The sequence below is a fragment of the Burkholderia sp. BCC1638 genome (assembly GCF_902833195.1).
GTDB lineage: Bacteria > Pseudomonadota > Gammaproteobacteria > Burkholderiales > Burkholderiaceae > Burkholderia > Burkholderia diffusa.
Window position 1 is genome coordinate 135,141 of the sequence record NZ_CADFEC010000013.1, and the last position, 20,490, is coordinate 155,630.

Consider the following 20,490-nt stretch of genomic DNA (forward strand, 5'->3'; position numbering starts at 1 on the left):
GACACGCCGCCGTCCGGCACCGGGCAGCGTTGCGCCGCCGCCCGGCCCGCACTTCGCCTCCCTGCGCCGGCGATCAGAAGAACCCGAGCGCCTCGGCCTGGTAGCTGACCAGCAGGCACTTCGTCTGCTGATAGTTCGACAGCGCCATCTTGTGCGTCTCGCGGCCGATACCCGACTGCTTGTAGCCGCCGAACGCCGCATGCGCGGGGTACAGGTGGTAGCAGTTGGTCCACACGCGGCCGGCCTCGATCTCGCGGCCCATGCGGTACGCGCGCGTGCCGTTGCGCGTCCACACGCCCGCGCCGAGCCCGTAGAACGTATCGTTCGCGAGTTCGATCGCTTCCTGCTCGTCCTTGAACGTCATCACCGACGCGACCGGCCCGAAGATCTCTTCCTGGAACACGCGCATCTTGTTGTTGCCGAGCAGCATCGTCGGCTTCACGTAGTAGCCCGTGCCGAGGTCGGCGGCCGGTGCCGTGCGCTCGCCGCCGGTCAGGCATTGCGCGCCTTCGTCGCGGCCGATGTCGATGTACGACAGGATTTTGTCGAGCTGCTGCTGCGACGCCTGCGCGCCGATCATCGTCTGCAGGTCGAGCGGGTGGCCGGCCTTGATGCGCTCGACGCGCGCGACGGCCTTCTCGATGAAGCGTTCGTAGATCGATTCCTGGATCAAGATCCGCGACGGGCACGTGCACACCTCGCCCTGGTTCAGCGCGAACATCGCAAGCCCTTCGAGCGCCTTGTCGAGGAACGCGTCGTCCTGGTCGAGCACGTCGGCGAAGAAGATGTTCGGGCTCTTGCCGCCCAGTTCGACCGTCGACGGGATCAGGCTCTCGGCCGCGGTGCGCAGGATGTGCTTGCCGACCGGCGTCGAGCCGGTGAACGCGATCTTCGCGATGCGCTTGCTGGTCGCGAGCGCCTCGCCCGCTTCCTTGCCGAAGCCGTTGACGATGTTGATCGTGCCGGCCGGGAACAGGTCGCCGATCAGCTCCATCAGCACCAGCACCGACGCGGGCGTCTGCTCGGCCGGCTTCATCACGACGCAGCAGCCGGCCGCAAGCGCCGGCGCGAGCTTCCATGCGGCCATCAGCAGCGGAAAGTTCCACGGGATGATCTGGCCGACGACGCCGAGCGGCTCGTGGAAGTGGTACGCGACGGTGTTGTCGTCGATCTCGGAAATGCCGCCTTCCTGCGCGCGGATGCAGCCCGCGAAATAGCGGAAGTGGTCGATCGCGAGCGGCAGGTCGGCCGCCATCGTCTCGCGCAGCGGCTTGCCGTTGTCGATCGTCTCGGCCACCGCGAGCAGCTTCAGGTTCTTTTCCATCCGGTCGGCGGCGGCGAGCAGCAGGTTCGCGCGCTCGGCGACCGACGTCTTGCCCCACTTGCGGCGCGCGGCGTGCGCGGCATCGAGCGCGACCTCGATGTCGTCGGCGCCGGAGCGCGGCACGCGGCAGAACGGCTTGCCGTTGATCGGCGACACGTTCTCGAAATACTCGCCCTTCACCGGCGCAACCCACTTGCCGCCGATGTAGTTGTCGTACTGCTGACGATACGGATATTCGACGTCGAGGCCCAGTTGTTTCAGGTCAAACGGGTTCATACATGTCTCCTGTTCATCGTGCTTGTGTGAATGCAGCGCCGGTTGGATCGCGCTGCACGGTTTACGCAACATGCGTGCCAAACCGGCCGAACACGGAACAGGAGCGGTGCGTCCGGCCGCCCGCCGCGGGCGGTGCCGGCGCACGGAAAACGAGTGTGCCGAATCTGAACACCGCGACGGCACAGGCGGCGCGGCGGGTGTTCTGATTTTCCACAGCGCGCACGCGCACGCGTCGCCGCGCGCCCCGCGCGCAGCGTGGCATGTCGCTTGCGTGCGGAACGCGGATCCGCACGCACCGGCCACGCGCCGACCGAACCATGAACGACCCGCGCCCCCTCGGCGACGATGCCGTCGCGTTCATCCACGAACAGGCTTTCCTGATCGTCGCGACCGCGAACGCGGCGGGCGACGGCGACTGCTCGTATCGCGGCCGGCAGCCGCGCGCGGACGGCTCTTTCGCCCCGCTCGTCGACCTGCCCGATCGCCGTACGCTCGTGCTGCCCGATTTCGCGGGCAACAACCTGTTCAACACGATCGGCAACCTGCTCGTGAATCCGGCGATCGCGCTGCTGTTCGTCGATTTCGTCCGGCAGACGACGTGGCTCGTGCAAGGGCGCGCGGCGATCGATGAAGATGCCGGCAGTCGCGCACACCTGTGGCCCGATGCGCTGCGCTATCTGGTCGTCGAGGTGGAAAGCGCGCATGCACGGGCCGATGCGGGATTGCCGCCGCTCGTGCTGGCATGATGCGCGGCGCCATTTCGTCGTCGGCACGAGGCGGGCATGCAGTGCCAGGTGCGGTGCTGCGGATGCTTGTGCAAGCGTGATGGACGCGTGCCCGGTGGGCGATGCAACGCTCCACGCTCATTCGCGCGCGGGGCCGATCGTCGGTTCACGGATCCGCGTGACCGCAACATGCACGGACACGCTGCCCGCGATCGTCGACCCGCGCGCGCCCGGCGACGCCCCGCTCACCGCCCGCTTGCCTCCGCGCAAGCCGGTTCGGTTCGGCCGCGCGCCGGCGCGTCGGGATGCGCATGTTCACCGTCGTCGGCGCGTGCTTCCGTCACCCCGGGCCGGGCACCGAGAAACGCGAACACCACCACCGCACACAGCACCGTGACGACCGCGAGCCCGATCAGCAGCCGGTCGAACGCGTGCGTATAGCTCGCGAGCAGCGCCGTACGCCCGACGCCCGGCAACACGGCCGCCGCGCCGGCGAGATCGCCGGTGGCGAGCCGCGCGGCCGCGCGCAACGCCGCGTCGGACGCGCCCGCCGCCTGCCGCAAATCGGCGTGCGCGAGCGTCGCCAGCACCGCGCCGGCGATCGCGAGCGCGATCCCCTCGCCCGCCACGCGCGTCGTGCTGAAAATTCCGGTCGCCATCCCCGCGCGCTCCTTCGGCACGACGCTGACCGACAGCCCGTCCATCAGCCCCCACGGCATGCCGGCCCCGACGCCGATCGCGAGCATCGGCGCGATCGCCGCCGGCCCCGCGCCGCCGCGCAGCGCGACGTCCAGCCATACGAGGCCCGCCGCCGCGAGCAGGAGCCCGAGACCCGAGATCACGCCAGCGGACAGCCAGCGCGTGAGCGTCGCCGCGACGAGCGGCACGACGAGCATCGGCGCGGAGATCGCGAGCATCAGCCAGCCCGTATCGATTTCGCTGAAGCCGTCGATGCCGATGAAGCGCAACGGCAGCACGACGAGCAGCACGATATAGCAGCAGCAGGTCGACACCGGCAGCACCTGCACGCCGACGAAGCGCGGAATCCGGAACAGCGACAGGTCGAGCATCGGCCGCGCGACGCGCGTCTCGATCGCGACGAACGCGCACGCGCCCAGCGCCGCGGCCGCCAGCAGCGCGACGACGAGCGGATGTGTCCAGCCGCGCGCGGGCGCCTCGATCACGCCGAACGTGAACAGCGTGAGCGCGGCGGTGAACGCGGCCGTGCCGGGCCAGTCGAGCCCGGTCGCGTGCGGATCGCGCGACTCGTGCATGCGCGGCAACCCGAACGCGAGCGACAACGCGCCTGCCACCGCGCCCGTGACGAAGATCGCGCGCCAGCCGAAGTGCGCGATCAGGCCGCCGGCGAGCACGGGCCCGAACGCGAGCCCGATCCCGAACGTCGTGCCGAGCAGGCTGAACGCGCGCGTGCGTGCCGCGCCGTCGAATTCCTGCGCGAGCGCGGCCGTGCCGCCCGCGAGCGCTGCGGCCGCCGCGAGCCCCTGCGCGGCGCGCAGCAGGTCGACCGCAAGCATCGACGGCGCGAACGCGAGCGCCACCGACATCAGCGTGAAGCCGCCGACGCCGATCGCGAACACGCGCTTGCGGCCGAACTGGTCGGCCAGCGCGCCCGCCGCCATCAGGAAACTGCCGAACGCGAGCATGAACGCGTTGGTGATCCAGTTCATCGCGACCGTGCCACCGTGCAGGTCGCGGCCGATCGCGGGTGTCGCGACCGCGCCGCCCGAAAACGACAGCGGCAGCGCGACCGCCGCCATGCAGACGGCGGCCAGCACCCACGCGCGCCGGCGCGCCGACGTGGCTGTAGCGGCTGAAAACGGGTGATCCATCATCGCTCCTCGAAAAGCCGGCGCGGATGCGCCTCAAGCGCAATCAAGGATAATTTCGATTCAATTGTCGAAAAACAACGTGAAGCTCCGCATATAGCGGACTAAAATTCTTCAATTCACCGCTTCGCGCCCGCCTACATCGATGGAAAACCTGAACGGCATCGCCGCCTTCGTCCGCACCGCCGAAGCGCTCAGCTTCGTCGCGGCCGGCCGCGCGCTCGGCATCTCGGCCTCCGCCGTCGGCAAGACGATCGCGCGGCTTGAGCAGTCGCTCGGCGTGCGCCTGTTCAACCGCACGACGCGGCGCGTCACGCTGACCGACGAAGGACGCCATTTCTACGAACGCTGCCAGCGGATCCTCGAGGATTTTCGTGATGCGGAGGCGACCGTGACGGCCTCCGCGCAGCGCCCGCGCGGCAAGCTGCGCGTGAGCCTGCCGGTGATCGGCTACCGGTTCCTGCTGCCGGTGCTGCCCGAATTCAGGCAGCGCTATCCGGACGTCGAGCTCGACCTGGATTTCAACGACCGGATGGTAGACGTCGTCGAAGGCGGCTTCGACGCGGTGATCCGCAGCGGCCCGCTGTCGGATTCGAGCCTGATGTCGCGGCGGCTCGGCCCGTTCGCGTTCGTGCTGTGCGCGACGCCCGCGTATCTCGCGCGGGCCGGCACGCCGCGGGCGCCGCACGATCTCGAAACGCACGATTGCGTGCGCTACTGTTTCCCGACCACCGGCAAGCTGCAGGACTGGGCGCTCTCCGCCGACGACGGCACGCCGCTGAAGCTGCGCACCGCGATGACCTGCAACAACATGGAAGCGCTGCGCGGCGCGGTGATGGCGGGGCTCGGCATCGGCTACATGCCCGACTTCCTCGCGCGCGACGCGCTGGACACCGGCGCGCTCGTCACCGTGCTCGACGACTACCGGATCGCGCCGGGGCAGTTCTCGATCGTGTGGCCGTCGAGCCGGCAGTTGTCGCCGAAGCTGCGCGTGTTCGTCGATTTCCTGTGCGAGCGGTTGTTCAAGTAGACGGGGCGCCCCGTCACACCGCGCCGATCCGCTCCGCTTCCGCCTGCGGCAACAACGCGTCGCTGTCGTCCTTCAGGCCGACGCCCGTCAGCTTGAGCCTGCGCGCATGCGTCATCAGGTAATGCAGCTTGTGCGCGGCGGCGGCATGCGGCAGCCCTTCGGGGCGCACGTTCGAGATGCAGTTGCGCAGCGCGTCGTGGCAGCCGACCTTCGGCGCCCAGGTCAGGTACACGCCGAGGCTGTCCGGCGAACTGAGCCCCGGCCGTTCGCCGATCAGCATCGCGACGACCTGCGCGCGCAGCAGCTCGCCGATCTCGTCGCCGAGCGCGACGCGCGCCTGCGTCGCGACCACCACCGGGCCGACCCGCCAGCCGTCCGCGTCGAGCCGCGGCCGCATCGCCTGCAGCAACGGCAGCGCCTGCTTCGCGGCCGCGAAGGCCGACAGCCCGTCGCCCACCACGAACACGACGTCCGGCGCATCGTCGAGCGCCGCGCCGTAGCCGGCCAGCAGCGCGCGGCCGTCGTCGGACAGCTTGCGGCCAAGATCGGGCCGGCGCAGGTAATGCTGGCGATCGGGCGCCGCGCTCTGCACGCCGAGCGTCGCGAAGCCGGCCGCGTCGATCTCGCGACGCAGCGCGTCCGCGTCGAGCGGCTGGTGCACGGCGTCGCGCGCCTGCGCGTGCGACAGGTTGAACGCGAGCAGCGGCGCGGTCGGCAGGCTGCTGCCCGCGCGGCCGAGCGCGATCCGCGCGTTCGTGAACGACTTCAGCTGCGCCCACGGATTCTTTTCGACGGCGTCGCTCATGCCGAAATCCCCATCCAGTCGTTCGCGCCCGCGAGCAGCGGCACGCGCGCGTTCGCGGCGCGCAGCGCGCCGTGCGCGTCGGCGATCTCCATCGTCTCCAGCCATTCCTCGAACTCGGGCGCGCGGCGCAGGCCGAGCACCTCGCGCACGTAGAGCTGGTCATGAAACGACGTGCTCTGGTAGTTCAGCATCACGTCGTCCGCGCCCGGAATCCCCATGATGAAGTTGATGCCGGCGGCGCCCAGCAGCGTCAGCAGCGTGTCCATGTCGTCCTGGTCGGCTTCCGCGTGATTCGTGTAGCAGATGTCGCAGCCCATCGGCACGCCGAGCAGCTTGCCGCAGAAGTGATCCTCGAGCCCCGCCCGAATGATCTGCTTGCCGTCGTACAGGTATTCCGGCCCGATGAAGCCGACCACCGTGTTCACGAGGAACGGATCGAACTTGCGCGCGACCGCATACGCGCGCACCTCGCAGGTCTGCTGGTCGACGCCGAAATGCGCGTTCGCCGACAGCGCGCTGCCCTGGCCCGTCTCGAAATACATCAGGTTGTTGCCGACGGTGCCGCGCCCGAGCGACAACGCAGCCTCGTGCGCCTCGCCGAGCAGCGCGAGCGAGATCCCGAAGCTCGCGTTCGCCTTCTCGGTGCCCGCGATCGACTGGAACACCAGGTCGACCGGCGCACCCTTCTCGATCGCCGCGATCGTGTTGGTCACGTGGGTGAGCACGCACGACTGCGTCGGCACGCCGTAGCGCTCGCGGAACCCGTCGATCATCGCGAGCAGCTTCACGATCGCCGCGAGACTGTCGGTCGCCGGGTTGATGCCGATCATCGCGTCGCCGCAGCCGTACATCAGCCCGTCGAGCATCGACGCGGCGATGCCCTTCACGTCGTCGGTCGGATGGTTCGGCTGCAGCCGCACCGACATCCGGCCCGGCAGCCCGACCGTGTTGCGAAAGCGCGTGACGACGCGGCGCTTGCGCGCGGCCGCGATCAGGTCCTGGTTGCGCATCAGCTTCGACACGGCCGCGACCATCTCGGGCGTGAGGCCCGGCGCGATCCGTTCGAGCGCGGCGCCGTCGGCCGCGGGCGACAGCAGCCAGTTGCGGAAGTCGCCGACGGTGAGGTGCGAGATTTCCGCGAACGCGGCCGCGTCGTGATCGTCGAGGATCAGGCGCGTGACCTCGTCGTGTTCGTACGGAATCACCGCCTCGTTCAGGAACGCCTTCAGCGGCACGCCCGCGAGCGCGATCTTCGCGGCGACGCGCTCCTCCTCGCTCGCCGCCGCGACGCCGGCGAGCTGGTCGCCGGAGCGCAGCGGGCTCGCTTTCGCGAGCAGCGTCTTCAGGTCCGCGAAGCGGTACGTACGCGGGCCGATCGTCTCCGTGTAGGACATCGTTCGAATCTCCTTGCCAGTCCTTGCCTTGCGAAACGCCGACGGCGCGCCCGTTCGACGGGGCGCGCCGGATGCCGTCACCAGCGGCCATTCGGGTTCGTCATCGTCATTCCTCCAGCAGCACGTCGGCCGGCGCGCTCGCGCGCTGCGAACGGGTCGCAAGGAAGTACGCGTAGCCGAGCGCGAGGAACGCGACGAACACCATCGCCACCAGCCCGTTGAAGTACACCATCGTCGCAAGGCAAATCAGGGCCGCAACGATCGCGAATGCCGGGAAGAACGGGTACAGCGGCGCGCGGAACGGCCGCGCCATGTTCGGCTGCGAACGGCGCAGCTTGAACAGCGACGCCATGCTTACGATATACATCACGATCGCACCGAACACCGACATCGTCACGATGTTGGCGGTGAGCGTCTGGCCGCCGAACTGGATCAGCTCGTCGCTGTAGATCGCCGCGATGCCGACCACGCCGCCCGCGAGAATCGCGCGATGCGGGGTCTTGAAGCGCGGATGCACCTTGCCGAGCCATTCCGGCAGGTAGCCTTCGCGGGCCAGCGCGAAGATCTGGCGCGAATAGCCGAGGATGATCCCGTGGAACGACGCGACGAGCCCGAACAGCCCGAGCCACACAAGCATGTGCATCCAGCCGCTGTTCGCGCCGACGATGTACTTCATCGCCTGCGGCAGCGGGTCGTTGATGTTCGCGAGCTTGGTCCAGTCGCCCGCGCCGCCGGCGAACACCATCACGCCGATGGCCAGCGCGACGAGCGTCAGGATGCCGGCCACGTAGGCGATCGGGATCGAGCGCTTCGGGTTCTTCGCCTCCTCGGCGGCCATCGCGACGCCTTCGATCGCGAGGAAGAACCAGATCGCGAACGGGATCGCCGCGAACATGCCGTGGAATGCGCCGACGCTGAAATGATCGGCGCCCGACCAGCCGCCCTTCATGAAGTTGCTCCACGCGAAGCCCGGCGACACGACGCCCATGAACACCAGCAGCTCGAAGATCGCGAACAGCGTGACGACCAGCTCGAACGTCGCGGCGATCTGCACGCCGACGATGTTCAGCGCCATGAACACGAGATACGCGCCCATCGCCGCATGTTTCGGTTCGAGCCCCGGAAACTGCACGTGCAGGTACGCGCCGATCGCGAGCGCGATTGCGGGGGGCGCGAACACGAATTCGACGAGCGTCGCCGCGCCGGCGAGATAGCCGCCCGCCGGGCCGAACGCACGGCGCGCATACGCGAACGGGCCGCCCGCGTGCGGGATCGACGTCGTCAGCTCGGTGAAACTGAAGATGAAGGTGGTGTACATCGCCGCGACGAACAGCGCGGTGACGACGAAACCCAGCGTGCCCGCACTCGCCCAGCCGTAGCTCCAGCCGAAATATTCGCCTGAAATCACGAGGCCGACCGCGATGCCCCACAGTTGCCAGGTCCCGAGCGTCTGCTGCAGCGCGGGCTGGCCGGACGACTTGGCGCCGGCGACGGGCCGGCCATTCGACTCTGCTTTCATCGGATTCTCCTGAAAGGCGCCGGCCTGCCAGGCCCGCGCGACTGAGAATCGATGCTAGAGAGTCATTAAACGACGTGTTATCGAAATTCGGCAAAGATGACGGCTGACGTTTCGCTGACGGCAACGCCGGCCGCGCGTCGCGGTCGTCCCGCGCGCGGCCGTCCGGCCGCACGAGGCGGCCGGACGGCCGACGCTTACTGGCCCGACGGGCCGCCGCCGCGCTGGTTGAACCAGCGGTCGAGCAGCTTGCCGGCGGCTTCGCGGCCGCCGAGGCCGAACGACAGCGCGACCGCCACCGCGATCGCGCCGAGCACGAGGCCGAACGCGAGCTGCACGATCTCGTTGGCGATACCCATCGCGCGCAGCCCCATCGCGAACACCAGGCCGAGGATCGCGAATTGCGCGATCCGCGCGAACAGCACGCTGTGCTCGCGGTCGGCCTGCTCGATCACGCGGCGCGCGAGGCCCGCGAGCCACACGCCGATCACGAGGATCACACCGCCCATCAGCACGTGGCCGCCGAATTCGATGAACAGCGTGACGACGTCGCGCACCTGCGTGAAGCCGAGCCGGTTCGCGGCCTCGACCGACGCGAACAGCATCGCGAAGAACACGATCAGCCGCGCGACCAGCACCGACGGCTGCAGGATCCCCGAAAACACGCGCTCGACGCCGAGCACGGCCGGCAGCCCGTCGACGCCGGCGGCCTCCAGCAGCTTCTGCGCGAGCGACGCGACGAAGCGCGCGAAGTAGAACGTGACGAGCACGATCACGATCGCGGCGACGATGTCCGGCACCGCGCCGAGGAACTGGTTCAGCATGTTGGTGGCCGGGATCGAGATCGCGTCGATCTTCAGCGCGTCGAGCGCGGAGATCAGCGTCGGCACGAACACGAACACGTAGACGATGGTGCCGATCAGGCTCGACACGCGCACCGGCGTCGGGCTGTCGAGGCCTTGCGTGAGGCGATCGGCGCCGGCGGCGACGAGCAGGTTCGTCACGAGACCGCGCAGCACGCGCGCGACGATCCAGCCGACGAAGCCGATCACCGCGGCCGCGAACAGGTTCGGCACGATCGCAAGCAGCTTGTCGACCATCCCCTGCACCGGCGACAGCAGGCCGGACAGCGCGAACGACGCGAGAATCGCCGGCAGGAACATCAGGATCACGAGCCAGAACAGCACGTCGCCGAGATAGCCGCTCATCGGCTGCATGCCCGCGCTTTCGGACAGCTTGTCGTCGACCTTGCTCGCCTTCAGCGCGCGGTTCGCGAGGCTGCGCAGCAGCGATGCGATCAGCCACGCGATCAGCGTCAGCGCCGCGCCGCCGATCAGGTTCGGCAGGTAGTTGACGATGTGCGTGACGAGCAGCGAGAACGGATTGGAGACCGCGTAGAGGTTGAGCACGTTGAAGATGCCCACCGCGGTGACGAGCAGCACGAGCCAGAACAGCCCGCCGGCGATGATCCGCTCGACGCACGCGCCCTGGCCGGTGCTTTCGTTGATCCGCTGATCGACCTTCAGCGCGTTGAGCAGCCGGAGCGCGCCGGCCCGCACCGCCACGGCGATCAGCCAGCCGATCACCAGGATGCCGATCGCGCCGGCGATCTTGGGCAGGTATCCGCCTAGCGTGGTCTGCAGCGACGTGATGAAGCTGGAAGCATCCATTTCTTCTTCTCCCGAAAAACGTGGCGTTGCGATTGAACATCGACGAACTACCTGCGTACTTCGAAAACCGTGCGTTGCCGTCCGAGCAACTTACCCGAGAAAAATGACGCGATCACCCGATTTCACCGTCTTTAACTTTAGACATAGATCGACGGGAACGAGACCCAATTTCGCCGAAATAAAAAGGGCCGGAATTATTTGCCCTACGCATTTCCGCAAGATTTATCAATCGGCGGCGTGCTACCGTGACGTCGACTCTTGCCCGGGATGCACGCATGACCGTCGACACGAAAGCCGAAACGCCCGCGTGGGCCCGCTATGCGGCACGCGTCGCGCGCGTTCACGACTACATCCTCGCGCACCTCGACGACACGCTCGACCTGAACCGGCTCGCCGAAATCGCGTGCCTGTCGCCGTATCACTGGCAGCGCGTATATCGCGCGCTGTACGGCGAGTCGATCGTGCTGACGGTGCGGCGGATGCGGATCGTGCGCGCGTCCGAGGATCTCGTGTGCACGGCGCTGCCGCTCGACGCGATCGCGCGGCGCGCCGGCTACGGCTCGACGCACGCGTTCGCCCGCGCATTTCGCGATGCTTACGGCGTGCCGCCCGTGCAGCACCGGCTCGCCGGGGTCCACCGGCCGATTTATCCGTTACAGCGAGGAGAGGAAGACATGTTCAAGCAGGAAGTCGAGATCCGGCGGCTGCCGGAACTGCGCGGTTATGCGGTGCCGCATACGGGCGCGTACCTGAAGGTCGGCGACGCGTTCGGGCAGATCGGCGCGTGGGCCGGGCGGCACGGGCTGATCGGCCCCGGCGCGAGGATGATCGGGATCTTCTACGACGATCCGGATACGACGCCCGAGGCGCAGTTGCGCGCGAAAGCGTGTTTCGTGCCGGCCGACGGCGCGCCGGACGTCGAGCCGACGCCGCCCGTGGAGCGCATCGCGGTTGCCGGCGGCGAGTACGCGGTGTTGCTGCACACGGGGCCGTATGCGGACCTGAAGACGGCCTACCAGTGGCTGTACGGCGACTGGCTGCGGCACTCGGGCCGTGAAGCCGCCGATGCGCCGCCGTTCGAGCTGTATCTGAATACGCCGATGGATGCGGCGCCGGCCGACCTGCGCACCGAGATTCATTTGCCGCTGCGTTGAGCGGTGTTGCGTGGCGCCGGGGGCGCCGAGCCCGCGCGCCATGCCGTCTTGGGGATCGGCCGTCACGCCGGCAATGCGGCCGGCGACCGAGCCTTAGCCGGCCTGCGTCCCGCAGCCGGGGCAAAAGCGCGCGTCGGCGGCCAGCGCCGCGTGGCATCGGCTGCACGCCTTGCCGCGCTGCGATACGCCGCACTGCGCGCAGAATCGCGCATCCGCGGCGTTGATCGCGCCGCAGCCTGCGCACGCGAGCTGGCGCAGCGGCACGTTGCCGCCCGGGCCGCCCTGCGCGTCCGCCGACGGCTGCCAGCCCCATCCGTGCCGGTCGCGGCCGCCGTGACCGTCGCGTTGCTGCCCGCCGTGATGCCCGCCGCTACCGTGGCCACCTCCGCTGTGGCGACCTCCGTGGCCGCCCAGGATCCGCTTCAGAAAGCTCATCGCCCGCTCCTCATCGCTTCGACGTCGCGCCGTCGAACACGCCCGTCTTCGACAGCAGCCGCAGCCCGTTGCCGACGACGATCAGGCTCGCGCCCGCATCGGCGAACACGGCCATCCACATCGTGCCGAGCCCCGCGACCGTGAGGCCGAGGAACACGATCTTCACGCCGAGCGCGAAGCCGATGTTCTGCACCAGCACGCGGTGCGTCGCGCGCGATAGCCGCACGAACGCGGGGATCTTGCGCAGGTCGTCGTCCATCAGCGCGACGTCGGCCGTCTCGATCGCCGTGTCGGTGCCCATCGCGCCCATCGCGAAGCCGATGTCGGCGCGCGCGAGCGCCGGTGCGTCGTTGATGCCGTCGCCGACCATCCCGACCGCGCCCGCACCGCCCGCCGACAGTTCCTCGACCGCCGCGAGCTTGTCCTCGGGCAACTGGTTGCCGCGCGCATCGTCGATGCCGGCCTGCCGCGCGATCGCCTGCGCGGTGTGCGGGTTGTCGCCGGTCAGCATCGCGGTGCGGATGCCGAGCGCGTGCAGGTCGGCGATCGCCGCGCGGCTGGTGTCCTTGATCGTGTCGGCCACCGCGAAGATGCCGAGCACGCGCGTGTCGTCGACCAGCATCACGACGCTCTTGCCCTGTCGCTCGAGCGCGTCGAGCTTCGCCTCCAGCGCCGGCGAGCAGCGTTCGAGCTCCTCGACGAGGCGGTGGTTGCCGAGCCAGTAGCGCGTGCCGTCGATCGTGCCGCGCACGCCGCGCCCGACGAGCGCTTCGAAGTCCTCTACATCGGCGAACACTGCCGTCTGAGCGTCGCGGGCCGCGGCTGCGATCGCCTGCGACACGGGGTGATCGGAGCGCGCCGCGAGGCTCGCGCCGAGGTGACGCACGCGCGCCGCGTCGACGTCCGTCGCATTCAGGTCGAAATCGGTCTGCACCGGCTTGCCGTGCGTGATCGTGCCGGTCTTGTCGAGCGCCAGCCACGCGAGCTTGCGGCCTTCTTCCAGATATACGCCACCCTTCACGAGAATCCCGCGCCGTGCCGCGGCCGCGAGCCCCGACACGATCGTCACCGGCGTCGAAATCACCAGCGCGCACGGGCACGCGATCACGAGCAGCACCAGCGCACGGTAGATCCAGTCGTGCCACGCGCCGCCCATGACGAGCGGCGGCGCCACCGCGACCAGCAGCGCGACCGCGAACACGATCGGCGTATAGACGCGCGCGAACTGGTCGACGAAGCGCTGCGTCGGCGCCTTCGCGCCCTGCGCTTCCTCGACCGCGTGGATGATCCGCGCGAGCGTCGAGTTGGCGGCCACCGCCGTCACGCGATAGTCGAACGAACCCGCTTCGTTGATCGTGCCCGCATACACCGCGTCGCCGGACGTCTTGTCGACCGGCAGGCTCTCACCGGTGATCGGCGCCTGGTTCACCGTCGAGCGGCCCGCGACCACTTCGCCGTCCAGCCCGATCCGCTCGCCCGGCTTCACGCGCACGATCGCGCCGAGCGCGACCTGCGCGGCCTCGATCGTGCGCCACGTGCCGTCGGCGTCCTGCACGGTCGCGGTGTCGGGCGCGAGCTGCATCAGGCCCTGGATCGCGTTGCGCGCGCGATCGAGCGACTTCGCCTCGATCAGCTCGGCGATCGTGAACAGCACCATCACCATCGCGGCTTCCGGCCACTGGCCGATCGCCATCGCGCCCGTCACCGCGATGCTCATCAGCGCGTTGATGTTCAGGTTGCCGTTGCGGATCGCGATCCAGCCTTTCTTGTAAGTGGTCAGCCCGCATGCGAGCACCGCCGCGAGCGCCAGCACCGCCGACAGCCACACCGGCAGACCGGCCCAGCTCACGGCCTCGGACGCGATCGCGGCGACGCCGGCCAGCGCGAGCGGCCACCACGGCTTCGCGGGCGGCGGCGCGACGGGTGCTGCCGGTGCGTCGGCCGACGCGGCTTCCGGCGTCATCCCGAGCGTGCGGATCGCGCTTTCGATCGCCGGCTGCGCACCGGGCACGTGTTCGACGGTCAGCATCCGCTGCATCAGGTTGAATTCGAGCGCCGAGACCTGCTGCATTCCGCCGAGCTTCTTGCGAATCAGCGTTTCCTCGGTCGGGCAGTCCATCTGCATGATCCGGAACGCGGAGCGGACGTGACCCGTCGCGGTCGCCCGCGCGACCGGCAGCGGCGCGAGCGTCAGCGCGGCCGGCGCGCAGCAGGCGCCGGCCGCGTGGTCGTGGTCGTGGTCGTGGTCGTGGTCGTGGTCGTGGTCGTGGTCGTGGTCGTGGTCGTGGTCGTGGTCGTGGTCGTGGTCGTGGTCGTGGTCGTGGTCGTGGTCGTGGTCGTGGTCGTGACCGGCATGGTCATGCGCCGCGTGGGCGTGCGCATGGTAGTCGTGATCGTGCGCCGTCCCGTGTGCGGATGCGTGATCGTGCTCATGATCGTGGCCGCATGCATGCGGTTGCGCGCGGTGCGCCGCCGCGTCGCCATGCGCGTGCTCGCCGGCCGCCGGCGCCGCGTCGGCAACGGTCGCCGCCTGCGTGTCGCGCGCGTCGGCGCAGCACGCATCGGCGCCGCCGGCATGGCGGTGTCGTGGGTCGGGGGTACGCTGGGCGTCGGTCATGACAACCTCCTCTATGGCTTGACGGTGTAGAGTTAACACCCTGAAGCCACTACAAGGTCAACCCTTACAACGGAGAAAGCCATGAAGATCGGCGAACTGGCCAAGGCGGCCCGCTGCACGCCCGAAACGATCCGCTTCTACGAGAAGGAGGGGTTGATGCCGGACGCCGAGCGCACCGATTCGAACTACCGCAACTACACCGACGTGCACGTCGAGCGGCTGCGCTTCATCCGCAACTGCCGCGCGCTCGACATGGCACACGACGAAATCCGCGCGCTGCTGCAGCTCACCGACACGCCGGCCGACCCGTGCAATTCGGTCAACGCGCTGCTCGACGAGCACATCGGCCACGTCGACGCGCGCCTCGCCGAACTGACGCATCTGCGCGATCAGCTCACCGAATTGCGCCGCCAGTGCGTCGGCGAACATTCGGTCGAGGACTGCGGCATCGTTCACGGTCTCACGACGATGGAAACCGTCGCGCCGGCCGCCAAGCGCTCACACCTCGGCTGAAACCCTTGTGGAATATGATAGTCTAGTCGATACTAGTTATATTCTCACTAGACATAATCGAACTATTCATGGCAACAAGCCGCCCGTCTCCGCTCGCGCTCGCGGTCCTCGCGACGCTCACCGAAACGCCGATGCATCCATACGGAATGCTCCAGCAGTTGAAGGCGCGCGGCTATGACGAAGTCGTCAACGTGCGGCAGCGCACGAGCCTCTACCAGACGATCGACCGGCTGCTGCGCGACGGGCTGATCGCCGTGCACGACACCGAGCGCGACGGCGCGTTTCCCGAACGCACGCTGTACACGCTGACCGAAGCCGGGCATACGGCCGGGCAGGCGTGGCTGCATGCGCTGCTCGCGGAGCCCGCGCGCGAGTTTCCGGCATTCGGCGCCGGCCTCGCATTCCTGCCGCTGCTCGACGCCGACGATGCACGCCAGCAACTCGAGCGCCGCATCGCCGCGCTCGACACCGAACGCGAACGTCTCGAGTCGCTGCGCAACGCCGCGCAGAACGACCAGGTGCCGCGCCTGTTCCTGTTGCAGAACGAACATGCGCTCGTGCTGCTCAACGCGGAGCTCGACTGGGCGCGCAGCGTCGTCGAACACCTGAAGATCGGCGCGCTGCGCTGGGTCGACGGCTGACGCGCCCGCCCCGGCTCGCACCGATCGATTAGAGCACCTTGCCGGGATTGAGCACGCCTCCGGGATCGAGCGCGGCCTTCAGGCGCCGCATCAAGCCGATTTCCGCTTCGCTGCGCGTGTGCGCGAGATAGGCGCGCTTGAGCATGCCGATGCCGTGCTCCGCCGACACCGAGCCGCCCATGTCCCGAACGACCGCGTAGACGCAGCGATCGATCGCCTCGGCGTCCGCATCGCGCATGCCGGCGAGCGATACGCCGATATGCACGTTGCCGTCGCCGACGTGGCCGAAGAACAGGCACACGATGTCGGGCCACACCGCACGCAACGCCGCCTCGCAGCGCTCGGCGAACCGGCCGAGCTCGCCCGTCGGCAGGCTCACGTCGAAGTTCACCAGATGCGGCAGCGCATCGATCGCAAGGCCTTCACGCAACGTCCACAGGTCGCGCGCCTGCCGCTCGGACGTCGCGAGCGCCGCATCGTCGACCAGCCCCGCCTCGATCGCATCCGCCAGGCCGGTTTCCAGCGCCTGGCGCGCATCGCCGCCCGGTGCACTCGTCGCGCATTCGATCAGCACCGCGAAGCCGCCGTCGCCCGCGAACGGCGCGACGACGCCGGGCGTGTGGCCCGCGACGTAGTCGTAGAAGGCCGGCCACATCGCTTCGAAACTGACGATCTCGGGCAGTGCGCGCAGGCGGTTCCACAACCCGACGACGGCGTCGTAGCCATGCACGCGGCAGAGCGCGGTGGCCGGCGCGGCGAGCTTCGGATGCAGCCGCAGCACGGCGCGCGTGACGACGCCGAGCGTGCCTTCGCTGCCGATGAACAACTGCTTCAGGTCGTAGCCCGCGTTGTTCTTCAGCATCCGATTCATCGACGACACGACGGTGCCGTCGGCGAGCACGGCCTCGAGTCCGAGCACCTGCTCGCGCATCATGCCGTAGCGGATCGCGCGCGTGCCGCCCGCGTTGGTCGCGAGCATGCCGCCGATCTGGCACGAACCGCGCGCGCCAAGATCGACGCCGAAGGTGAAGCCCGCTGCGTCCGCGGCCTCCTGCACCGTCTGCAGCGGCGTCCCGGCGCGCACCGTCATCGTGCCCGCCGCCGCGTCGATTGCCTCGACGCCCGCGAAACGCTCCATCGACAGCACGATCTCGCCGCCCAGCGCGACCGCGCCGCGCGCGAGCCCGGTGAGGCCGCCCTGCGGCACGACCGGCTGCCCGAGCCGCGTGCACAGCGCGAGCGTGCGCGACACGTCGTCGACGCTGCGCGGCCGCACCAGCGCGCGAGGCCGCACACCGGCCGGCTCGTTGTACGCGGTGAAGTAGCGCGGATCGATCTCGGCCGCCCGCGTGACCAGCGTGTCGCCCAGTGCGGCGACGAGCGCCGCCTCGAGCGTGTCGTCCGCCGGCGCCGCCGCGCCGTCGCCGCCAGGCTCTCCGCCCGTATCCAGGCTCTGCATCGTGCGCGTCCGCTTACTTGGTGGAGATGTCGATATCGCCGAAGTACTTCTGGCCGAGCGACTTCACCGTGCCGTCCGCCTTCAGCTTGTCGATCGCGGAATCGAGTTTCGCCTTCAGCGCGTCGTCACCCTTGCGCAGGCCGAACGCGATCCCGCTGCCGAGAATCCGGTCGTCGCGCACCGGCTGGCCGACGAACGCGAAACCCTTGCCGTCCGGGCGCGACAGGAAGCCGCGCTGGCCGGCCGGCGCGAGCACCAGCGTTGCGTCGAGACGGCCCGCCACGAGATCCGCATACACCTGGTTCTGATCCTGGTACGCGACGATCGACACGCCGGCCGGCTCCCAGTGCGCCTTCGCGTAGGTTTCCTGGATCGATGCCTGCAGCACGCCGACGCGCTTGCCCTTCAGCGATTCCGCCGTCGGCAGCAGGCCGCTGCCGGTGCGCGCGATCAGCTGCGTCGGCACGCGGTAGATGATCGTCGTGAAGTCGATCGCCTGGCGCCGCTGTTCGGTCGCGTTCATCGCCGAATTGATCGCGTCGAACTTGCGGCCCTTCAGCGCGGGAATCAGCCCGTCGAACGACGTCTCGACCCACTTGCACGACAGCTTCGCGGTCTGGCAGACGGCGTTGCCGACGTCGATGTCGAAGCCCTGCAGGTCGCCGTTCGGCGCCTTCGACTCGAACGGCGGGTATTGCGCCTCGAGGCCGAAACGCAGCGTCTGCCCGTCGGCGAGCGCCGCGCCGGAACCGAGCGCGCACGCGAGTGCGAACGCGAGCTTGAGAGTGTGTGTATGCTTCATCGTGATCTCCTGGCTTGTCGGCCGGCGCCGTGCGTTCGCACGTGCTCCGGTTCCGGCGGTGACTTTCCGTGCGACGTACACGTCGCCTGCTTGGGGTGCGGGCCGTGCCCGCGATTACAGCGAACGCAACCGCCGCGCGCCTTCGATCAGCGTCGCGTCGTCCTTCGAGAAACTGAGCCGGATCACGCCCGCGTCGGTGCCGTCGGTGTAGAACGCCGACAGCGGAATCGTCGCGACGCGCGCATCGCGGATCAGGCGCAACACGAAGTCGCTGTCGCGTTCGTCCGAGAAGTGTCGGAAGCGCGCGAGCATGAAGAACGAGCCTTCGCTCGGCAGCAGCTCGAAGCGCGAACCGGCCAGCTCGCGCGCGAGCAGGTCGCGCTTGGCCTGGTAGAACGCCGACAGGCCGAGATAGCTTTCCGGCCGCGCGAGGATTTCCGCGAACGCGACCTGCATCGGCGTATCGGCCGAGAACACCATGAACTGGTGCACCTTGCGGATCTCGTCCATCAGTTCGGCCGGCGCGATGCAATGGCCGACCCGCCAGCCCGTCACGTGGAACGACTTGCCGAACGACGACACGATCACGCTGCGCTCGGCGAGCTCACGGTGACGCGCGACGCTCTGATGCTGCGCGCCGTCGAACACCACGTGCTCGTAAACCTCGTCCGACAGGACCACGATGTCGGTATTGCGCGTGAGCTGCGCGAGCCGTTCGAGATCGTCGGCGGAGAACACCGTCGCGGTCGGGTTGTGCGGCGTGTTGACGATGATCATTCGCGTGCGCGGCGTGATCGCCGCGGCGACTTCGTCCCAGTTCACGCGGAAATGCTCGGGCGACAGCTTGATCGCGACCGGCGTCGCGCCCTGCAACCGCACGATCGGCGCATAGCTGTCGAACGACGGCTCGAAATAGATCACTTCGTCGCCCGGATGCACGAGCGCGCTGATCGCCGCGTAGAGCCCTTCGCTCGCGCTCGCGATTACCGTGATCTCGGTGCCCGGGTCGTAGCGCGTGCCGTACAGCGCCTCCGTCTTCTCCGCGAGGCGTTCGCGCAGCGACGCGACGCCGGCCATCGGCGCGTACTGGTTGTGGCCGTCGCGCATCGCGCGCGCGACACCCTCGACGAGTGCCGGATCGGGCGCGAAATTCGGTGCGCCCTGCGACAGGTTCAGCGCATCGTGCTGCGCGGCGAGCTGGCCGATCACCGTGAAGATCGTCGTCCCGACGTCCGGCAGTTTCGAGCGGGGCGTGGTGGCGCTTCGCATGACTCCTCCTTCAGATGTCCTTCGCACCGGCCCGCGCGACGCGCGCGGCCCGGCTCATGACGCATGATTTAGCCCGAGTCAATAAGGGCGGACAATCGAAAGTTCGTCATGGCGGCCATGCATTTTTCTCATGATCGACCATACGCAAGGCTCAATGCCAAGGCCGTGTGGTCGGCAATGCATGCGCATCCGGCATTTCCCTTAGGCCCTGGTCGCGCTCGCGACGGGCTCGCGACGGGCTCGCGACGGATGCTCGGCCGCACGGCCGCGCCGCGCGTCACGCGCCCGCGGCCGCCAGATAAGCGCCCAGCACCGCCTGCAACTCGCCGCGCAACGCGGCGAAGTCGAGCGCCGGCCCGAGCGTGAGCAGCGCCTGCGACACGCCGCCGTAGCAGACGGCATGCGCCATCCGCGCGATCCCGTCGAGCCGCGCGGCCGGCGGCGGATCGCTGCACTGCGCAAGCGCGTCGTGCCACAGCGCGACATACGCGTCGTAATGGCGGCGGTATGCGGCGAGCGGCGACACCTGCCGCTCCAGCGCGAAGAACGCGCTCCACGGCGCGGCGTCGGCGGCGATCGCATCGACCTGCAGATCGACGAGCGCGGCCGCGAGCGCGGCGCGCGGCACGCCGCGCAGCCCGTGCGCCGCTTCGCGCAGCCGGTCGGCCAGCGCCAGCACGCGCCGGTGGATGCACAGCGCGGCGAGGCTCTGCTTGTCGCCGAAGTATTCGTAGAAGGTGCCGACGCTCACGCCCGCGACGGCCGCGATTTCGCGGATCGTCGCCTTCGCGTAACCGCGCTCGAGCAAAAGCTGAACGAAGGCCTGCTGAAGCGCCTCGGACGTGGCCTGCGCACGCGACTGGCGCGGCCGGCGGCGCAACGCGGGCGCGGGTTGCGCCGCCGGCTGGCCGGGCGGCGCCGGAACCTGAACATGTCGCGGCGGCATATTTGCTACTCTGAAATTCAGCGGAAACGCGTTTGACCGGCAGACCGCGAAGCACGAGACCGGAGAC

At 69.0% G+C, this 20,490-nt stretch carries 17 protein-coding genes; 5 read left to right on the forward strand and 12 right to left on the reverse strand.

Annotation, left to right across the window (positions count from 1 at the left end):
- Nucleotides 1–73 precede the first annotated feature (73 nt).
- A complete protein-coding gene (locus tag HWX22_RS17510; RefSeq protein ID WP_059531136.1) occupies nucleotides 74–1,600 on the reverse strand; it encodes an aldehyde dehydrogenase family protein in 1,527 nt (508 codons plus the stop codon).
- A gap of 317 nt (nucleotides 1,601–1,917) precedes the next feature.
- Between HWX22_RS17510 and HWX22_RS17515 the strand changes: the two genes are divergently transcribed.
- Nucleotides 1,918–2,346: a pyridoxamine 5'-phosphate oxidase family protein gene (locus tag HWX22_RS17515; protein WP_175916108.1), complete on the forward strand. Its 429-nt coding sequence runs from the start codon at nucleotides 1,918–1,920 to the stop codon at nucleotides 2,344–2,346.
- A 224-nt stretch (nucleotides 2,347–2,570) separates the two neighbouring features.
- Here HWX22_RS17515 and HWX22_RS17520 read toward each other — a convergent pair whose 3' ends face one another.
- On the reverse strand, nucleotides 2,571–4,175 hold the full coding sequence (locus tag HWX22_RS17520; RefSeq protein ID WP_175916109.1) for an MFS transporter: 1,605 nt from the start codon (nucleotides 4,173–4,175) through the stop codon (nucleotides 2,571–2,573).
- Between the two features lie 142 nt (nucleotides 4,176–4,317).
- Here HWX22_RS17520 and HWX22_RS17525 point away from each other — a divergent pair, with 142 nt between their 5' ends.
- The gene (locus HWX22_RS17525; RefSeq protein ID WP_175916110.1) at nucleotides 4,318–5,202 is read left to right on the forward strand and encodes a LysR family transcriptional regulator; all 885 of its coding nucleotides are present in this window, start codon (nucleotides 4,318–4,320) and stop codon (nucleotides 5,200–5,202) included.
- A 13-nt stretch (nucleotides 5,203–5,215) separates the two neighbouring features.
- Here HWX22_RS17525 and eutC read toward each other — a convergent pair whose 3' ends face one another.
- The 4 genes from eutC to HWX22_RS17545 form a co-directional block, all read right to left on the reverse strand.
- Nucleotides 5,216–6,007, reverse strand: a complete 792-nt coding sequence (gene eutC, locus HWX22_RS17530; RefSeq protein ID WP_059531149.1) for an ethanolamine ammonia-lyase subunit EutC — start codon at nucleotides 6,005–6,007, stop codon at nucleotides 5,216–5,218.
- The gene (locus tag HWX22_RS17535) at nucleotides 6,004–7,401 is read right to left on the reverse strand and encodes an ethanolamine ammonia-lyase subunit EutB (RefSeq protein ID WP_059816435.1); all 1,398 of its coding nucleotides are present in this window, start codon (nucleotides 7,399–7,401) and stop codon (nucleotides 6,004–6,006) included. The genes eutC and HWX22_RS17535 overlap by 4 nt, the downstream gene beginning before the upstream one ends.
- A gap of 106 nt (nucleotides 7,402–7,507) precedes the next feature.
- The gene (gene eat, locus HWX22_RS17540; RefSeq protein ID WP_059816432.1) at nucleotides 7,508–8,920 is read right to left on the reverse strand and encodes an ethanolamine permease; all 1,413 of its coding nucleotides are present in this window, start codon (nucleotides 8,918–8,920) and stop codon (nucleotides 7,508–7,510) included.
- A 194-nt stretch (nucleotides 8,921–9,114) separates the two neighbouring features.
- On the reverse strand, nucleotides 9,115–10,587 hold the full coding sequence (locus HWX22_RS17545) for a mechanosensitive ion channel (protein ID WP_059531158.1): 1,473 nt from the start codon (nucleotides 10,585–10,587) through the stop codon (nucleotides 9,115–9,117).
- A 275-nt stretch (nucleotides 10,588–10,862) separates the two neighbouring features.
- Here HWX22_RS17545 and HWX22_RS17550 point away from each other — a divergent pair, with 275 nt between their 5' ends.
- On the forward strand, nucleotides 10,863–11,741 hold the full coding sequence (locus HWX22_RS17550; RefSeq protein ID WP_175916111.1) for an AraC family transcriptional regulator: 879 nt from the start codon (nucleotides 10,863–10,865) through the stop codon (nucleotides 11,739–11,741).
- A 93-nt stretch (nucleotides 11,742–11,834) separates the two neighbouring features.
- On the opposite strand, the gene HWX22_RS17555 is transcribed toward HWX22_RS17550, so the two are convergent.
- Nucleotides 11,835–12,176, reverse strand: a complete 342-nt coding sequence (locus HWX22_RS17555) for a zinc ribbon domain-containing protein (protein WP_175916112.1) — start codon at nucleotides 12,174–12,176, stop codon at nucleotides 11,835–11,837.
- Between the two features lie 10 nt (nucleotides 12,177–12,186).
- Nucleotides 12,187–14,793, reverse strand: coding sequence for a heavy metal translocating P-type ATPase (locus HWX22_RS17560; RefSeq protein WP_175916113.1), 2,607 nt, complete (start codon nucleotides 14,791–14,793; stop codon nucleotides 12,187–12,189).
- 81 nt (nucleotides 14,794–14,874) lie between these two features.
- Here HWX22_RS17560 and cadR point away from each other — a divergent pair, with 81 nt between their 5' ends.
- Both cadR and HWX22_RS17570 read left to right on the forward strand, forming a co-directional pair.
- Nucleotides 14,875–15,306, forward strand: a complete 432-nt coding sequence (cadR, locus tag HWX22_RS17565) for a Cd(II)/Pb(II)-responsive transcriptional regulator (protein ID WP_175916114.1) — start codon at nucleotides 14,875–14,877, stop codon at nucleotides 15,304–15,306.
- A gap of 68 nt (nucleotides 15,307–15,374) precedes the next feature.
- Complete coding sequence (locus tag HWX22_RS17570) at nucleotides 15,375–15,947, forward strand: PadR family transcriptional regulator (protein WP_059531176.1); 573 nt, start codon at nucleotides 15,375–15,377, stop codon at nucleotides 15,945–15,947.
- 28 nt (nucleotides 15,948–15,975) lie between these two features.
- On the opposite strand, the gene HWX22_RS17575 is transcribed toward HWX22_RS17570, so the two are convergent.
- The 4 genes from HWX22_RS17575 to HWX22_RS17590 form a co-directional block, all read right to left on the reverse strand.
- Nucleotides 15,976–17,406 (reverse strand): FAD-binding oxidoreductase, encoded by a 1,431-nt coding sequence (locus HWX22_RS17575; RefSeq protein ID WP_175916115.1) that lies wholly within the window; start codon nucleotides 17,404–17,406, stop codon nucleotides 15,976–15,978.
- Nucleotides 17,407–17,419: 13 nt separating this feature from the next.
- Complete coding sequence (locus tag HWX22_RS17580; RefSeq protein ID WP_175916116.1) at nucleotides 17,420–18,208, reverse strand: ABC transporter substrate-binding protein; 789 nt, start codon at nucleotides 18,206–18,208, stop codon at nucleotides 17,420–17,422.
- 114 nt (nucleotides 18,209–18,322) lie between these two features.
- Nucleotides 18,323–19,477, reverse strand: coding sequence for a pyridoxal phosphate-dependent aminotransferase (locus HWX22_RS17585; protein ID WP_175916117.1), 1,155 nt, complete (start codon nucleotides 19,475–19,477; stop codon nucleotides 18,323–18,325).
- 277 nt (nucleotides 19,478–19,754) lie between these two features.
- Nucleotides 19,755–20,423: a TetR/AcrR family transcriptional regulator gene (locus HWX22_RS17590; RefSeq protein WP_175907794.1), complete on the reverse strand. Its 669-nt coding sequence runs from the start codon at nucleotides 20,421–20,423 to the stop codon at nucleotides 19,755–19,757.
- Nucleotides 20,424–20,490 lie beyond the last annotated feature (67 nt).

Coding starts and splice junctions, on each gene's coding strand:
- HWX22_RS17510 (WP_059531136.1), bottom strand. CDS start 1,600: ATGAACCCGTTTGACCTGAAACAACTGGGCCTCGACGTCGAATATCCG.
- HWX22_RS17515 (WP_175916108.1), top strand. CDS start 1,918: ATGAACGACCCGCGCCCCCTCGGCGACGATGCCGTCGCGTTCATCCAC.
- HWX22_RS17520 (WP_175916109.1), bottom strand. CDS start 4,175: ATGGATCACCCGTTTTCAGCCGCTACAGCCACGTCGGCGCGCCGGCGC.
- HWX22_RS17525 (WP_175916110.1), top strand. CDS start 4,318: ATGGAAAACCTGAACGGCATCGCCGCCTTCGTCCGCACCGCCGAAGCG.
- eutC (WP_059531149.1), bottom strand. CDS start 6,007: ATGAGCGACGCCGTCGAAAAGAATCCGTGGGCGCAGCTGAAGTCGTTC.
- HWX22_RS17535 (WP_059816435.1), bottom strand. CDS start 7,401: ATGTCCTACACGGAGACGATCGGCCCGCGTACGTACCGCTTCGCGGAC.
- eat (WP_059816432.1), bottom strand. CDS start 8,920: ATGAAAGCAGAGTCGAATGGCCGGCCCGTCGCCGGCGCCAAGTCGTCC.
- HWX22_RS17545 (WP_059531158.1), bottom strand. CDS start 10,587: ATGGATGCTTCCAGCTTCATCACGTCGCTGCAGACCACGCTAGGCGGA.
- HWX22_RS17550 (WP_175916111.1), top strand. CDS start 10,863: ATGACCGTCGACACGAAAGCCGAAACGCCCGCGTGGGCCCGCTATGCG.
- HWX22_RS17555 (WP_175916112.1), bottom strand. CDS start 12,176: ATGAGCTTTCTGAAGCGGATCCTGGGCGGCCACGGAGGTCGCCACAGC.
- HWX22_RS17560 (WP_175916113.1), bottom strand. CDS start 14,793: ATGACCGACGCCCAGCGTACCCCCGACCCACGACACCGCCATGCCGGC.
- cadR (WP_175916114.1), top strand. CDS start 14,875: ATGAAGATCGGCGAACTGGCCAAGGCGGCCCGCTGCACGCCCGAAACG.
- HWX22_RS17570 (WP_059531176.1), top strand. CDS start 15,375: ATGGCAACAAGCCGCCCGTCTCCGCTCGCGCTCGCGGTCCTCGCGACG.
- HWX22_RS17575 (WP_175916115.1), bottom strand. CDS start 17,406: ATGCAGAGCCTGGATACGGGCGGAGAGCCTGGCGGCGACGGCGCGGCG.
- HWX22_RS17580 (WP_175916116.1), bottom strand. CDS start 18,208: ATGAAGCATACACACACTCTCAAGCTCGCGTTCGCACTCGCGTGCGCG.
- HWX22_RS17585 (WP_175916117.1), bottom strand. CDS start 19,477: ATGCGAAGCGCCACCACGCCCCGCTCGAAACTGCCGGACGTCGGGACG.
- HWX22_RS17590 (WP_175907794.1), bottom strand. CDS start 20,423: ATGCCGCCGCGACATGTTCAGGTTCCGGCGCCGCCCGGCCAGCCGGCG.